At 65.5% G+C, this 14,237-nt stretch carries 12 protein-coding genes; 11 read left to right on the plus strand and 1 reads right to left on the minus strand.

The features are described from left to right. Positions 1-14 precede the first annotated feature (14 nt). The 11 genes from argF to HUX88_RS28365 all read left to right on the plus strand — a co-directional run bounded on the left by argF (position 15) and on the right by HUX88_RS28365 (position 13,062). A complete protein-coding gene (argF, locus tag HUX88_RS28315) occupies positions 15-944 on the plus strand; it encodes an ornithine carbamoyltransferase (RefSeq protein WP_117015303.1) in 930 nt (309 codons plus the stop codon). 24 nt (positions 945-968) lie between these two features. Next, a complete protein-coding gene (locus HUX88_RS28320) occupies positions 969-2,201 on the plus strand; it encodes an argininosuccinate synthase (protein WP_117015304.1) in 1,233 nt (410 codons plus the stop codon). Between the two features lie 114 nt (positions 2,202-2,315). Then, on the plus strand, positions 2,316-4,130 hold the full coding sequence (locus tag HUX88_RS28325) for a methyl-accepting chemotaxis protein (RefSeq protein ID WP_176363919.1): 1,815 nt from the start codon (positions 2,316-2,318) through the stop codon (positions 4,128-4,130). A gap of 43 nt (positions 4,131-4,173) precedes the next feature. After that, a complete protein-coding gene (locus HUX88_RS28330; protein WP_229219598.1) occupies positions 4,174-5,985 on the plus strand; it encodes a methyl-accepting chemotaxis protein in 1,812 nt (603 codons plus the stop codon). A gap of 12 nt (positions 5,986-5,997) precedes the next feature. Next, on the plus strand, positions 5,998-6,441 hold the full coding sequence (locus HUX88_RS28335; protein ID WP_176363920.1) for a chemotaxis protein CheW: 444 nt from the start codon (positions 5,998-6,000) through the stop codon (positions 6,439-6,441). Continuing rightward, positions 6,438-7,655 (plus strand): protein-glutamate O-methyltransferase CheR, encoded by a 1,218-nt coding sequence (locus HUX88_RS28340; protein WP_176363921.1) that lies wholly within the window; start codon positions 6,438-6,440, stop codon positions 7,653-7,655. Before HUX88_RS28335 ends, HUX88_RS28340 begins: the two co-directional genes overlap by 4 nt. A 12-nt stretch (positions 7,656-7,667) precedes the next feature. Next, positions 7,668-8,354, plus strand: coding sequence for a chemotaxis protein CheW (locus HUX88_RS28345; protein WP_176363922.1), 687 nt, complete (start codon positions 7,668-7,670; stop codon positions 8,352-8,354). Next, positions 8,351-10,615: a hybrid sensor histidine kinase/response regulator gene (locus HUX88_RS28350; RefSeq protein WP_176363923.1), complete on the plus strand. Its 2,265-nt coding sequence runs from the start codon at positions 8,351-8,353 to the stop codon at positions 10,613-10,615. The genes HUX88_RS28345 and HUX88_RS28350 overlap by 4 nt, the downstream gene beginning before the upstream one ends. Next, positions 10,612-11,661 (plus strand): chemotaxis-specific protein-glutamate methyltransferase CheB, encoded by a 1,050-nt coding sequence (cheB, locus tag HUX88_RS28355; protein ID WP_176363924.1) that lies wholly within the window; start codon positions 10,612-10,614, stop codon positions 11,659-11,661. Before HUX88_RS28350 ends, cheB begins: the two co-directional genes overlap by 4 nt. A gap of 22 nt (positions 11,662-11,683) precedes the next feature. Next, positions 11,684-12,751, plus strand: coding sequence for a diguanylate cyclase (locus HUX88_RS28360; protein WP_176363925.1), 1,068 nt, complete (start codon positions 11,684-11,686; stop codon positions 12,749-12,751). Beyond that, positions 12,748-13,062 (plus strand): pyrimidine/purine nucleoside phosphorylase, encoded by a 315-nt coding sequence (locus HUX88_RS28365; protein WP_020705687.1) that lies wholly within the window; start codon positions 12,748-12,750, stop codon positions 13,060-13,062. The genes HUX88_RS28360 and HUX88_RS28365 overlap by 4 nt, the downstream gene beginning before the upstream one ends. A 33-nt stretch (positions 13,063-13,095) precedes the next feature. On the opposite strand, the gene murB is transcribed toward HUX88_RS28365, so the two are convergent. Beyond that, complete coding sequence (gene murB, locus HUX88_RS28370; RefSeq protein ID WP_176363926.1) at positions 13,096-14,124, minus strand: UDP-N-acetylmuramate dehydrogenase; 1,029 nt, start codon at positions 14,122-14,124, stop codon at positions 13,096-13,098. Positions 14,125-14,237 lie beyond the last annotated feature (113 nt).

Genomic DNA, 14,237 nt, shown 5'->3' on the forward strand with positions numbered 1-14,237 from the left:
TGTCAGTCGTTACTATGCCTATCCAAAAACCGATCAAGCATTACCTGCAGTTTTCTGATTTTTCGTTAGCCGAATACGAATACGTGATTGAACGCGCGCACCTGATCAAGCGAAAATTCAAGAACTACGAAATCTACCACCCGCTGATCGACCGCACGCTGGTCATGGTGTTCGAGAAGAACTCCACCCGCACCCGCCTGTCCTTCGAAGCCGGCATGCACCAGCTGGGCGGCGCGGCGATCTACCTGAACACCCGCGATTCGCAGCTGGGACGCGGCGAGCCGGTGGAAGACGCCGGCCAGGTGATGAGCCGCATGTGCGACATCATCATGGTCCGCACCTTCGGCCAGGACATCATCGAGCGTTTCGCCGCCAACTCGCGCGTGCCGGTGATTAATGGCCTGACCAATGAACACCATCCGTGCCAGGTGTTCGCCGACATCTTCACCTACTACGAGCACCGCGGCCCGATCACCGGCAAGACCGTGGCCTGGGTGGGCGACGCCAACAACATGCTGTACTCCTGGCTGCAGGCGGCCGAGGTGTTCGGCTTCCACGTCAACGTGTCCACGCCCAAGGGCTACGACATGGACATGTCGCTGGTCTCGACCGACCGCTACACCTTCTTCGACAACCCGTCCGACGCCTGCCAGGGCGCGCACCTGGTCAACACCGACGTCTGGACCAGCATGGGCTACGAAGAGGAAAACGCCGCCCGCCTGAAGGCCTTCGACGGCTGGATCGTCGACAGCGCCAAGATGGCGCGCGCCGCGCCGGACGCGCTGTTCATGCACTGCCTGCCCGCCCACCGTGGCGAGGAAGTCTCGGCCGACGTCATCGACGGACCGCAGTCGGTGGTCTGGGACGAGGCGGAGAACCGCCTGCACGTACAGAAGGCGCTGATCGAGTACCTGCTGATCGGCCGCGTAGAAAAAAACGACTAACACTTCACACCTATTGGAACTAGCATGAGCGATATTAAAAAAGTAGTCCTCGCCTACTCGGGCGGCCTCGATACCTCCGTCATCCTCAAATGGCTGCAAGATAACTACCAGTGCGAAATCGTCACCTTCACCGCCGACCTGGGACAGGGCGAAGAGCTGGAACCGGCACGCGCCAAGGCCATCAAGTTCGGCATCAAGCCTGAGAACATCTACATCGACGACGTGCGCGAGGAATTCGTGCGCGACTTCGTGTTCCCGATGTTCCGCGCCAACACCGTGTACGAAGGCGAATACCTGCTGGGCACCTCGATCGCGCGTCCGCTGATCGCCAAGCGCCTGATCGAGATCGCCAACGCCACCGGCGCCGACGCCATCTCGCACGGCGCCACCGGCAAAGGCAACGACCAGGTGCGCTTCGAACTGGGCGCCTACGCGCTGAAGCCAGGCGTGAAGATCATCGCCCCTTGGCGCGAATGGGACCTGCTGTCGCGCGAAAAACTGCTGAAGTACGCGGAAGACGCCGGCATCGAAATCGACATGAAGCACAAGAACGGCGGCGCGCCCTACTCGATGGACGCCAACCTGCTGCACATCTCCTTCGAAGGCCGCCACCTGGAAAACCCGAGCGCCGAAGCCGAGGAAACCATGTGGCGCTGGAGCGTCAGCCCCGAGGCGGCGCCGGACCAGGCGGAATACCTGGACATCGAATACGAGAAAGGCGACATCGTCGCCCTGAACGGCGTACGCATGTCGCCGGCCACCGTGCTGACCGAGCTGAATCGCCTGGGCGGCAAGCATGGCATCGGCCGCCTGGACCTGGTGGAGAACCGCTACGTCGGCATGAAGTCGCGCGGCTGCTACGAGACCCCTGGCGGCACCATCATGCTCAAGGCGCACCGCGCCATCGAGTCGATCACGCTGGACCGCGAAGTGGCCCACCTGAAGGACGACCTGATGCCGCGCTACGCCTCGATGATCTACAACGGCTACTGGTGGGCGCCGGAGCGCGTCGCCATCCAGACCCTGATCGACCACACCCAGGCCACCGTGAACGGGTGGGTGCGCGTGAAGCTCTACAAGGGCAACGTGATCGTCGTCTCGCGCGATTCGAAGACCGACTCCCTGTTTGATATGAACATCGCCACCTTCGACGAAGACGGCGGCGCCTACAACCAGGCCGACGCCGGCGGCTTCATCAAGCTGAACGCGCTGCGCATGCGCATCGCCGCCAACGCGCGCCTGAAGCGCGGCCAATAAGCCGGGCATCGGCAGCAGACGAGGGACCGCCGATTGGCGGTCCTTTTTTTTGTCCTCCACAATCGGCAGCAAAATGTTACATTGTTTCCACCACCCAGCCCCAGTGGAGCACATATGCTAAAGAACGTCCGTATCAAATCAAAACTCGCCATCGGTTTCGGCGCCGTCGTCGCCACCATCCTAGTGCTGCTGGCCATGGCCTATCTCAACTTCAGCAAGCTGTCCGATGCCCGCCAGTGGGACCGGCACACGCTGGAGGTGCTGCACGAAGCCGACCGCACCTCGATCGCCGTGCTGGAACTGCAATCGGCCGAACGAGGCTATGTGCTCAGCGGCGACGACAAGCTGCTCTCCGCCAGCGCCGACGCCGAAACCGCGCTGGAGCAGCGCCTGCAACGGCTGCTGACGCTCACCGCGGACAACCCGGTCCAGCAGGAACGCCTGCGCCGGCTGCACACCATGGTCAACGAATGGCTCACGCAGGTCTACCATCCGCTGCTGGACAAGCGCCGCGCGCTGGGCCAGAACGTCAGCGCGGCCGACCAGCTTGGCCACGGCGCCGAACTGCGCGCCGGTGCGCGCGACGTCGGCGCCATCCGCGCCCTGATCGATGAAGCCACCGCGGACGAAACCCGCCTGCTCGACGGCCGCACGCGCACCTCGCAAAGCCTGCAGCAGACCATGTCGCTGGTGCTGATCCTGGGCGGCGGCTTGTGCGTGGCGCTGGCCATCGTCATCGGCCTGGTGCTGGCGGGCGCCCTGCTGGCGCCATTGAACAACCTGACGCACGCGCTGGGCCGCATCGCCGCCGGCGAACAGTCGGCGCGGGCGGCGGTGCTGTCGGGCGATGAAATGGGCCAGGTCACGGGGGAATTCAACCGCATGGCGCAGGCCATCCAGGACAGCCAGGCCAACGAACTGGCGGCCACCAACCTGCTCAAGTCCAAGGTCGACTCGCTGCTCCGCGTGGTCTCCAGGGCCGCCGCCGGCGACCTGACCGGCAAGATCGAGGTGACCGGCGACGACGCCATCGGCCAGCTGGCGCATGGCCTGGACCGCATGTTCGAGAACCTGCGCGCGCTGCTCAACAACGTGCAAAAGGCCGGCATCCAGGTCACCACCTCGGCCACCGAAATCGCCGCCTCGGCCAAGCAGCAGGAGTCCACCGGCATCGAGCATGCCCAGACCAGCGCCGAGGTGCTCGCCACCACCAAGGAGATCTCGGCCAGCACCTCGCAGCTGTTGAAAACCATGGAGGACGCCACCGCGGTGGCCGACTACACCACCAACGCTACCGCCGACGCCCAGACCAACCTGCGCCGCATGGACAGCACCATGCAGCACATGGTCTCGGCCACCGATTCGATCAACGCCAAGCTGGCGGCGTTGTCGGAAAAGGCCTCCAACATCAACAGCGTCTTGATCACCATCACCAAGGTGGCCGACCAGACCAACATCCTCTCGCTCAACGCCGCCATCGAGGCCGAGAAGGCCGGCGAGGCGGGACGCGGCTTCTCGGTGGTGGCCACCGAAATCCGCCGCCTGGCCGACCAGACCTCGGTCTCCACCTGGGACATCGAGCAGATGCTCAAGGAGATGCAGTCGGCGGTGTCGGCCAGCGTGATGGGCATGGACAAATTCTCCGAGGAGATACGCCGCAGCGTCGGCGAGGTGCGCCAGGTGACGGACCAGCTGTCCGGCGTGATGGACCAGGTGCAGAAACTGGCGCCGCAGTTCGACGTGGTGCTGCAGGGGATGCAGTCGCAGGCGGTGGGCGCGCAGCAGATCTCCGAAACCATGATGCAGCTGAACGACGCCACCCGGCAGACCGTGGAATCGCTCAAGGCCACCAGCGAGGCGGTGCACCAGCTGCAGTATGCGGCGGGCGACCTGCAGACCAGCGTCGCCAACTTTGCGGTCGCGGCTTGAAGCGTGGGACAATGCCGCATCGAAGGCGGCTCTTGGAGAAAAAATGTTGAACGACTTGAGCATCAAGCAGAAGCTGTATCTGGGGTTCAGCGCCATCCTCGCCATCATCCTGGCGCTGCTGTCGATGGCCTACATCAAATTCAACAGCCTGTCCGACGCCAACGGGTGGGACAGGCACTCGATGGAAGTGATACAGTCGATCGACAAGATGCGCAACGACCTGCTGCAAGTACAGGTCGAGGCGCGCGGCTACTACCTGAGCGGCACCCCGGTGCGCCTCGAAAGCACCCACAAGGAATTGCGCGACCTGCCCGGCTCCCTGCTGGCCATGCAAACGCTGGTGGCCGATAGCCCCAACCAGAGCGCCCGCTTCAAGGAGCTGGAAACCATGATCGCCACCTGGACGCGCGACGTCATCGAGTCGCAGCTGGCCATGCGCCAGCAGCTGGGCGACAAGCCGGGAGCGGCCGACGCGATGGGGCACAATGCGCAGCAGAGCGGCGGCAACGTCGCCGTCCACGGCATCTACAAACTGCTGGACAACGCCGCCGCCGAGGAGCGCCGCCTGCTGGCCGAACGCTCCGATGCCGCGGCCCGGCTGCAGGAGACCATGCGCTTGGTGCTGAGCGGCGGCGGCCTGGCCTGCGTGGCGCTGTCGGCACTGATCGCCTGGGCGCTGGGACGCGCGCTGCTGGCGCCATTGAACAACCTGACCCACGCGGTGGGCCGCCTCGCCGCCGGCGAACAGTCGGCGCGGGCGGCGGAGGGCAACGCCGATGAACTGGGCCGGGTGGCGACGGAGTTCAACCGCATGGCGCAGGCCATCCAGGACAGCCAGGCCAACGAACTGGCGGCCACCAACCTGCTCAAGTCCAAAGTCGACTCGCTGCTCGGCGTGGTCTCCAAGGCCGCCTCCGGCGACCTGACCGGCAAGATCGACGTGGCCGGCGACGACGCCATCGGCCAGCTGGCGCATGGCCTGGACCGTATGTTCGAGAACCTGCGCGCCCTGCTCAACAACGTGCAGAAGGCCGGCATCCAGGTCACCACCTCGGCCACCGAGATCGCCGCCTCGGCCAGGCAGCAGGAGGCGACCGGCATCGAACAGGCGCAGACCAGCGTCGAGATCCTCAGCACCACCAAGGAAATCTCCGCCAACACCTCGCAGCTGTTGAAAACCATGGAGGACGCCACCGCGGTGGCCGACTACACCACCAGCGCCACCGCCCGGCGCCCAGACCAGCCTGCGCCCGCATGGACAGCACCATGCAGCACATGGTCTCGGCCACCATTCGATCAACGCGCCAAGCTGGCGGCGTTGTCGGAAAAAGGCCTCCAACATCAACAGCGTTTTGATCACCATCACCGTTGGCCGACCAGACCAACATCCTCGCTCAACGCCGCCATCGAGGCCGAGAAGGCCGGCGGGCGGGACGCGGCACTTTCTCGGTGGTGGCCACCGAAATCCGCCACTGGCCGACCAGACCTCGGTCCACCTGGGGATTTATCGAGCAGATCAAAGGAGATGCAGTCGGCGGTGTCGGCCAGCGTGATGAATGGACAAATTCTCCGAGGAGATACGCCGCAGCGTCGGCAGGTGCGCCAGGTGACGGACCAGCTGTCCGGCGTGATGGACCAGGTGCAGAAACTGGCGCCGCAGTTCGACGCGGTGCTGCAGGGGATGCAGTCGCAGGCGGTCGGCGCGCAGCAGATCTCCGAGACCATGATGCAGCTTAACGACGCCACCCAGCAGACGGTGGAATCGCTCAAGGCCACCAGCGAGGCGGTGCATCAGCTGCAGTACGCGGCGGGCGACCTGCAGACCAGCGTCGCCAACTTCGCCGTCGCGGCCTGACCGGAGCGGGCGATGAAGCTGCTGATCTTCCACATCGGCGCCGACCGCTACGGCCTGCGCCTGCGCGACGTGGTGCGCGTGCTGCCGCTGCTGGAACTGAAGCACCTGCCGCTGGCGCCGGACACCGTCGCCGGCCTGATGGACTTCCACGGCGAGTCGGTGCCGGTGATCGACTTGTGCCGCGCCGGCGGGCTGCCAAGCGGCGCCGATCACTTCGACACGCGCATCATCGTGGTGACCTACCACGCGCCGGAAGGCACGGACCATCTGCTCGGCCTGCGCGCGGAGCGCGTGCTGGGCGTGCAGGAAGTCGCCGAAACGCAGCTGGGCGCCAGCGGCGTGCAGGCCGCGCCCTTCCTCGGCCAGGTCGCCAGCGATCCGGGCGGCATGCTGCAACTGGTGGAACTTGAACACCTGCTGCCCGCGTCGCTGCGCGCGATGCTGTTCCAGCCATGACGCCCGCCCAATCCATGCTGCACGAGGCCACCGGCTTGACGCTGTCCAGGTCCACGGTCGAACGCGCGATCAAGCTTCGCATGGAGCGGACCGCCGCCGCCAACCAGGACGTCTACCTCGACCGCATGACGCCGGACGAGCTGACCGCGCTGGTGGAACTGGTGGTGGTGCCGGAGTCCTGGTTCTACCGCGACCCGCAGGCCTTCCAGGCCGCCGCCGAATTTGTCCGGGCGCGCCTGGCCGGCGATGCCAACCGCATGGTGCGTATCCTGTCCATCCCCTGCGCCGGCGGCGAAGAGCCATACACGATGGCGATGGTGCTGGCCGACGCCGGCGTGCGGCGCGACGGCTACATCATCGACGCCTACGACATCAGCCCCGCTTGCGTGGAACGCGCCAAGAGCGGCGTGTACTGCCGCAACGCCTTCCGCAGCCAGGACCTGGCCTTCCGCGACCGCCACTTCATCCCCGACGGCGAGGACTACCGCATCAACGACGCCTTGCGCCAGCAGGTGCGCTTCAAGCAAGGCAACCTGCTGGAGTTCGACCTCCTGACGCGGACGGGCCACTACGACGTGATCTTCTGCCGCAACCTGCTGATCTACTTCGACAAGCCGACCACCAGGACGGCCATCGCCAAGCTTGAAGCGCTGCTGGCCGATCACGGCCTGCTGTTCGCCGGCTACGCCGAAGTACCGTCGTTCTGCCAGCACGGTTTCACCCCGTACCCGTATCCGCAGGCGTTCGGCTTGAAGAAAGAACCGGCGCGGCCGGCGCCCGCCATCCAGGCTGTTCCCAAGGCGGCCCCGCGCACCGTACGCCGCCCGCCTCCGCAGGCGTCCAATCAGCCGGCGCGGCTCGCGCCCCTGCCGGTGCAAGCGCCCGCCGCCGTCGCGATGGACACCAACCTGCTGGCCGAAGCCCGCAAGCTGGCCGACCTGGGACAACTGAAGGACGCCGAAAACAAAAGCCGCGACCATCTGGCGCAAACGCCCGACTCGGCGGAGGCGTATTTCATCCTCGGCCTGGTCAACGAACTGACGGACAAGCGCAAGCTCGCAGAGGACTATTGGAAGCGCTGCATCTACCTGCAACCGGACCACTACGAAGCGCTGTGCCACCTGGCCCTGCTGGCAGAGACCAACAACGATCCCGGAGCGGCCGCCGCGCTCAAGGCCCGCGCCGCGCGCGTCTACAAACGCCAGCAAGGATAAGGGCGAACGACCATGAACACGACCACTTCCCCCATCGCCATCGTCGGCATCGACGACTGCTGGAACCGCATCGGCGTCATCGGCGACCAAAGCTGCGAGAAGCTTGAGCAGGTGGTCCACTGCCGCAATTGCGAAGTGTACGCCGGCGCGGCCCAGCGCAACCTGCAACGCCCCGTCGGCGACGACTACAAAAAGGAATGGGCCGCCCACTTCCGCCAGGCCGCCGCCGGCACGCAGCAGCTGGATGCATCCTGCCTGGTGTTCCGCATCGGCCGCGAATGGTTGTCGCTGCCGACCAAAATATTCGTCTCGGTGGCGCCGCAGGCCAAGCCGCACCGCCTGCCGCACCGAACGGAGCCTGGCTTGAGCGGCATCGTCAACGTCGGCGGCACGCTGTATCCCTGCATGTCGCTGGCGGCCTTGCTGGGCATCGACGAAAACGAAGGTGACGCCGCCACCGGCCGCCACACCTTCGCGCGCCTGCTGCTCACCCAATGGGAGGACCAGGCCTACGCCCTGCCGGTGGCCGACCTGCATGGCATCCTGCGCTACGCCACCAAGTCCGTGCAGGCGCCGGCCGCCACCATCAACAAGGGGTTGTCGCGCTTCCTCTCGGGCGTGATAGCGCATCAAGACATGCATATCGGCGTGCTCGATTCGGCGCTGATCGGCCACCAACTTGCGAGGTCGCTGCGATGAGCCAGGATAACAACGGAGACCTGAGCCAGTTCTCCATGCTGGACCTGTTCCGCATGGAGGCCGAGAGCCAGACCCAGATCCTCACCGACGGCCTGCTGGCCATGGAGCGCCTGAAGGACGATGCCGGCGCCGTCGAATCGATGATGCGCGCGGCGCACTCGATCAAGGGCGCGGCCGCCATCGTCGGCCTGGAGGTGGTGGTGCAGCTGGCGCACGGCATGGAGGACGCCTTCGTCGCCGCGCAGCGCGGCAAGCTGGCGCTCACGCCCAACCGCGTGGACGCGCTGCTGGCCGGCGTCGACCTGATACTGCAGCTCTCACGGCTGCAGGACAGCGGCGTCGAAGGCTGGCTGGCCGCCAACGCGGCGCTGATCAGGAAGACGCTGGACACCATCGCCAACATCGCCTTCCTGCCCGAGCCGGCGAACCTGGCGCCGCCCCCGCCGCCGATGCCATCGCCGGTGCCGGCGCCGGTGCAGTCCCCCGCGCCGGCCGAGGAAGCGCCGCCCATTGCGCCGCGCGCGCCGGCCGTGCTGAAGTCCGCGCAGAACTTCGACCGCCTGCTGTCGCTGGCCAGCGAGTCGCGCATCAACGCGCACCAGATGCATCCCTTCATCCAGGACCTGCAACGCTTCAAGCGCAACCAGAGCAGCCTGTTCGCGCTGGTCGAACAGCTGCACGAGGCGATCGCCAACAGCAGCGACGCCGGCCTGAAAGAAAAATCCCTGCTGGCGCTGCAAAAAACCCACCCGCTCAAGCAGTTCGTACTTGAGCACATCGCCGACATCGAAGCCTACGAACGCCGCCTGCTGGCCGTTTCGCAGAACATGGTGGACGAGGTGCTGACGCTGCGCATGCGCCCCTTCCGCGACGGCGTGCAAGCCTTCCCGCGCATGGTGCGCGACCTGGCGCGCGGCATGGGCAAGGAAGTGCAGCTGCAGATCGTCGGCGAGGACACGCTGGTCGACCGCGACATCCTGGCGAAGATCGAAAGTCCGCTCAACCACATGCTGCGCAACTCCGTCGACCACGGCATGGACACGCCGGCGGGCCGCATCGCCGCCGGCAAGCCCGGCGCCGGCATTATCATATTGGAGGCGAAGCACCGCGCCGGCATGCTCAGTATCGAGATCAGCGACGACGGCCGTGGCGTGGACCTGGAAAAGATCCGCGCCAAGGTGGTGGAGCGCAAGATGGCGAGCGAGCAGATGGCGGCCTCGCTGTCGCCCGCCGAGCTGCTGGAATTCCTGTTCCTGCCGGCCTTCAGCCTGAAGGAAAGCACCACCGAGATTTCCGGGCGCGGCGTCGGCCTGGACATCGTGCACGAAACCATCCGCGCGCAGAACGGCACCGTACGCATCGAATCGGAACTGGGCGTCGGCTTCCGCACCTGCATCACGCTGCCGCTGACGCAATCGATCGTGCGCGCGCTGGTGGTCGACATCAAGGGCGAGGCCTACGCGGTGCCCATCGTGCAGGTGGAGCGCGTGGCCAAGGTGCCGCGCGCCGCCATCCACACGCTGGAGAGCAAGCAGTTCTTCGATCTGGGCGGCGAGCATCTGGGGCTGGTCTCGGCCTCGCAGGTGCTGGAACTGGGCGACACCGACACCGGCAGCGACGAGCTGGCGGTGGTGGTCATCGGCAGCGGCGCGCGCCGCTACGCGCTGGTGGTGCAAGGCATACGCGGCGAGCAAAGCCTGGCGGTGCAGGCGCTCGATCCCACCTTCGGCAAGATGCGCGACATCTCCTCCGCCGCCCTGCTCGACGACGGCGAGCCGGTGCTGATCCTCGACGTGCCCGATCTGCTGCTGTCGATCGACAAGCTGCTGCACGAAGGCGGCCTGCATCAGCTGACCAAACCCGATCAGGCCGGACGCCGCAAGACCAAGCGCATCCTGGTGGTCGACGATTCGCTCACCGTGCGCGAGATGGAACGCAAGCTGCTGCTGGGCCGTGGCTTCCTGGTCGATATCGCCATCGACGGCATCGACGGCTGGAACGTTGTGCGCAGCGGCGACTACGACCTGGTGATCACCGACGTCGACATGCCGCGCATGGACGGGATCGAGCTGGTCACGCTGATCAAGAAGGATATTCACCTGCACAAACTGCCGGTCATGATAGTCTCTTACAAAGACCGCCCCGAAGACCGCGCACGCGGCCTCTCGGCCGGCGCCGATTATTACCTGACCAAGGGCAGCTTCCACGACGAGACGCTGCTCGACGCGGTCAGCGATTTGATTGGAGAGGCCAGGATATGAAGATCGCCATCGCCAACGACGTCGCCATGGCAGCCGAAGCGCTGCGGCGGGTCGTGGCCAGCACTGCGGAACACCAGGTGCTGTGGATCGCCCGTACCGGCGCGGAAGCGGTGCGTATGTGCGCGGACAACCGGCCCGACCTGATCCTGATGGACCTGAACATGCCGGAGCTGGACGGCGTGGAGGCGACCCGCCAGATCATGGAGCAAAGCCCGTGCGCCATCCTGGTGGTGACCGGCAGGCCGCAGGACAACGTCAACCAGGTGTTCCGCGCGCTGGGCGCCGGTGCGCTCGACGTGACGGCGACCCCGGTATTGCAGGGTAAACCGGACGGCGACGTGGAGCTGCTGGCCAAGATCCGCACCATGGACAAGCTGATACGCCACAGCGGCGGCAACCAGGCGATGATGCCGAAGACGGCCGCCCACGCCAACGGCAATCATCACGGCGCCGACACGCCCGAAGCGCCGCAGCGCGTCACGTCGCTGCTGGCGATCGGCGCCTCCACCGGCGGGCCGATGGCGGTGGCGAAGATGCTGGCCGGCTGGAAGCCGCCGCGCGGCTGCGCCATCGTGGTGGTGCAGCACATCGACCAGCACTTCGCCGACAATTTCGCCCGCTGGCTGGGGGAGCACCTGGAAATGCCGGTGCGCTCCGCCGAGGATGGCGACGAACTGGCGGCCGGCACCGTCCTTGTCGCCAAGAGCAACGACCACTTAACGCTGGATCAAAACAATCGATTACGTTACGATGCGAATCCGAAGGACTACGCCTATCGTCCTTCGGTCGACGTGTTTTTCCGCTGCGTGGCGCAGCACTGGAAGGGCGAGGCGGTGGGCGTGCTGTTGACCGGCATGGGCCGCGACGGCGCCGAAGGCCTGCTGGCCATGCGCCGCGCCGGCCAGGTCACCATCGCCCAGGACCAGGCCAGCAGCGCCGTCTACGGCATGCCGCGCGCCGCCGCAGAGCTGGATGCGGCGCAGATAATTTTACCGCTGGCGAAAATCGGGCCGGTATTGCGCACCACCCTGGGCGGCAGCACCTGATAGGCATTTAAAGAGAACGCAGATGTCAGAAGCACATGTAATCGCAGCAGATACAGGGCAGTCGCTGACGGCGTTCAAGGCCCGTGTGCTGCTGGTGGACGACCAGTCGATCATCGTCGAAGCGGTGCGCCGCATGTTGAGCGGCCAGGACGACATCGAATTCCACGCCGTGAGCGATGCATCGCAGGCGCTGCAAAGCGCGCTGCAATGGCAGCCCACCGTGATCCTGCAGGACCTGGTTATGCCGTCCGTCGACGGCTTCGCCCTGATCCAGCAGTACCGCGCGCGGGAGGAACTGCGGCATGTGCCGGTGATCGTCCTCTCGGCCAAGGAAGACCCCAAGCTCAAGGCGCACAGCTTCGCCACCGGCGCCAACGACTACATGGTCAAGCTGCCGGACCAGCTGGAGCTGCTGGCGCGCATCCGCTACCATTCGGGCGCGCATGTCAGCCGCCTGCAGCGCGACCAGGCCTTCCGCTTTCTGCGCGAGAGCGAGCAGCGGCTGGCCGACGCCAACCTGGAGCTGCAAAAGCTGGCCGCGCTCGACGGCCTGACCGGCATCGCCAACCGCCGCCGCTTCGACGAGTGCATGCGCGTGGAATGGCAGCGCGGCCAGCGCGACAAGCAGCCCTTGACGCTGCTGATGTGCGACGTGGATTTCTTCAAGCGCTACAACGACAGCTTCGGCCACCAGGCGGGCGATTTGTGCCTGAAAAAAGTGGCCGCCGTATTAACCGAACACCTCAAGCGCCCGGCCGACCTGGCCGCGCGCTACGGCGGCGAGGAATTCGCCATTATCCTGCCGGAGACACCACTGACTGGGGCACTGATCGTGGCCGAGTCGTGCCGCCGCCACCTGGAACAACTGGCCATCGAGAACCCGCTGGCGGAGACCGAATTTTCCACCGTGACCATGTCGATCGGCGTGGCGAGCGTGGTGCCGTCGCCCTCCTCCAGCATCGAGCAGTTGATCCAACAAGCCGACCAGGCACTGTATGCCGCCAAGCGCGGCGGCCGTAACCGCGTGATGAACGCGGCCGGCCTGCCTGGTCTCCCCTCCGCATCGAACCAAGGAAAAACAGCAGTATGAGTGCTCAATTTGATCAAGTCAGCGTCGTCAAGAAATCGAACATCTACTTCGACGGCAAATGCGTTTCGCACAATGTGATTTTCGCCGACGGCAGCAAGAAAAGCGTCGGCGTGATCTTCCCTTCCAGCCTGACCTTCAACACCGGCGCGCCGGAAACGATGGAGATCATCGGCGGCGTGTGCAAGGTGCGCCTGGCCGGCGCCAGCGAATGGCAGACCTACGCGGCGGGCCAGGAGTTCAAGGTGGGCGGCAATTCGAGCTTCGATATCGAGACCGTGGAGACGGTCGATTACGTTTGCCACTTCGGCTAACGCGTGTGATGGCGGGCCGCGCGCCCGCCATTTTTAAATGAACACCGGCTCCGGCTCCAGCAGCACGCCATAGCGCGCCTGCACGTCCGCCTGGATCGCGCGCGCCAGCGCCACCACGTCGGCGCCCTTCGCGCCGCCATTGTTGACCAGCACCAGCGCCTGTTTCGGGTACACGCCCGCCGCGCCCAGGTTGCGCCCCTTCCATCCGCATTGATCGATCAGCCAACCCGCCGCCAGCTTCTCGCTGCCGTCCGGCTGCGCGTGATGCACCAGCGTCGGGAACTGCTCCAGCAACGCCGCGCACTGCGCCCCCGTCACCACCGGATTCTTGAAGAAGCTGCCCGCGTTGCCGATCACCGCGGGATCGGGCAGCTTGCGTCGGCGGATCGCGATCACCGTGTCGGCCACCTGCTGCGCCGACGGCGTGGCGATGCCCTGCTCCGCCAGCGCCTGCGCCAGTTCGGCGTAGCGCAGGTTGGGCTGCCAGCGCTTGGGCAGCGCGAAGCACACATCGAGGATGATCAGGTGGCGGCCGCCGTCCTGCTTGAAAATGCTGTCGCGATAACCGAAGCGGCATGCGGCGGCATCCATCGTGCGCGTCTCGCCGCTGGCCGGATCGAACACGGTCACGCTGTGGAACACGTCCTTGGTTTCGAGGCCGTAGGCGCCGATGTTCTGGATCGGCGCCGCGCCTACCGTGCCCGGTATCAGCGACAGGTTCTCCAAACCGCCCAAGCCTTGCGCCAGCGTCCACTGCACGAACTCGTGCCAGTTCTCGCCGGCCGCCGCCCGCACATAGTGATGGTCCGCATCATCGGCCAACACCTCGCGTCCCTGCAGCGCGATGTGCAGCACCAGGCCGGGAAAGTCGCCGGTCAGCAGCAGATTGCTGCCGCCACCCAGCACCAGCTTCGGCAAGGAAACCCAGGCGGCATCGGCAAAAACGCCGAGCAGTTGCTCTGTTTTCGTCACGCGCAAATATGCGTGCGCGCTCGCCGCGATGCCGAAGGTGTTGAGGGATTGAAGTGGGAACTGGTACTGGATGGCTGACTGTGGATGCATGGAGGAAAAACCTGGGAAATTTCATCGATTATAGAGCGAAACAAGCAAAAAACCAGTGTCGATATGGCGGCTTTCGGCCCGTTGTCCGTTAAAATGTCAGTCTTTGATGCAGC

This window comes from Duganella sp. BJB1802 (assembly GCF_013369445.1).
Taxonomy (GTDB): Bacteria; Pseudomonadota; Gammaproteobacteria; order Burkholderiales; family Burkholderiaceae_D; genus Rugamonas; species Rugamonas vulcania_A.

Coding starts and splice junctions, on each gene's coding strand:
- argF (WP_117015303.1), top strand. CDS start 15: ATGCCTATCCAAAAACCGATCAAGCATTACCTGCAGTTTTCTGATTTT.
- HUX88_RS28320 (WP_117015304.1), top strand. CDS start 969: ATGAGCGATATTAAAAAAGTAGTCCTCGCCTACTCGGGCGGCCTCGAT.
- HUX88_RS28325 (WP_176363919.1), top strand. CDS start 2,316: ATGCTAAAGAACGTCCGTATCAAATCAAAACTCGCCATCGGTTTCGGC.
- HUX88_RS28330 (WP_229219598.1), top strand. CDS start 4,174: ATGTTGAACGACTTGAGCATCAAGCAGAAGCTGTATCTGGGGTTCAGC.
- HUX88_RS28335 (WP_176363920.1), top strand. CDS start 5,998: ATGAAGCTGCTGATCTTCCACATCGGCGCCGACCGCTACGGCCTGCGC.
- HUX88_RS28340 (WP_176363921.1), top strand. CDS start 6,438: ATGACGCCCGCCCAATCCATGCTGCACGAGGCCACCGGCTTGACGCTG.
- HUX88_RS28345 (WP_176363922.1), top strand. CDS start 7,668: ATGAACACGACCACTTCCCCCATCGCCATCGTCGGCATCGACGACTGC.
- HUX88_RS28350 (WP_176363923.1), top strand. CDS start 8,351: ATGAGCCAGGATAACAACGGAGACCTGAGCCAGTTCTCCATGCTGGAC.
- cheB (WP_176363924.1), top strand. CDS start 10,612: ATGAAGATCGCCATCGCCAACGACGTCGCCATGGCAGCCGAAGCGCTG.
- HUX88_RS28360 (WP_176363925.1), top strand. CDS start 11,684: ATGTCAGAAGCACATGTAATCGCAGCAGATACAGGGCAGTCGCTGACG.
- HUX88_RS28365 (WP_020705687.1), top strand. CDS start 12,748: ATGAGTGCTCAATTTGATCAAGTCAGCGTCGTCAAGAAATCGAACATC.
- murB (WP_176363926.1), bottom strand. CDS start 14,124: ATGCATCCACAGTCAGCCATCCAGTACCAGTTCCCACTTCAATCCCTC.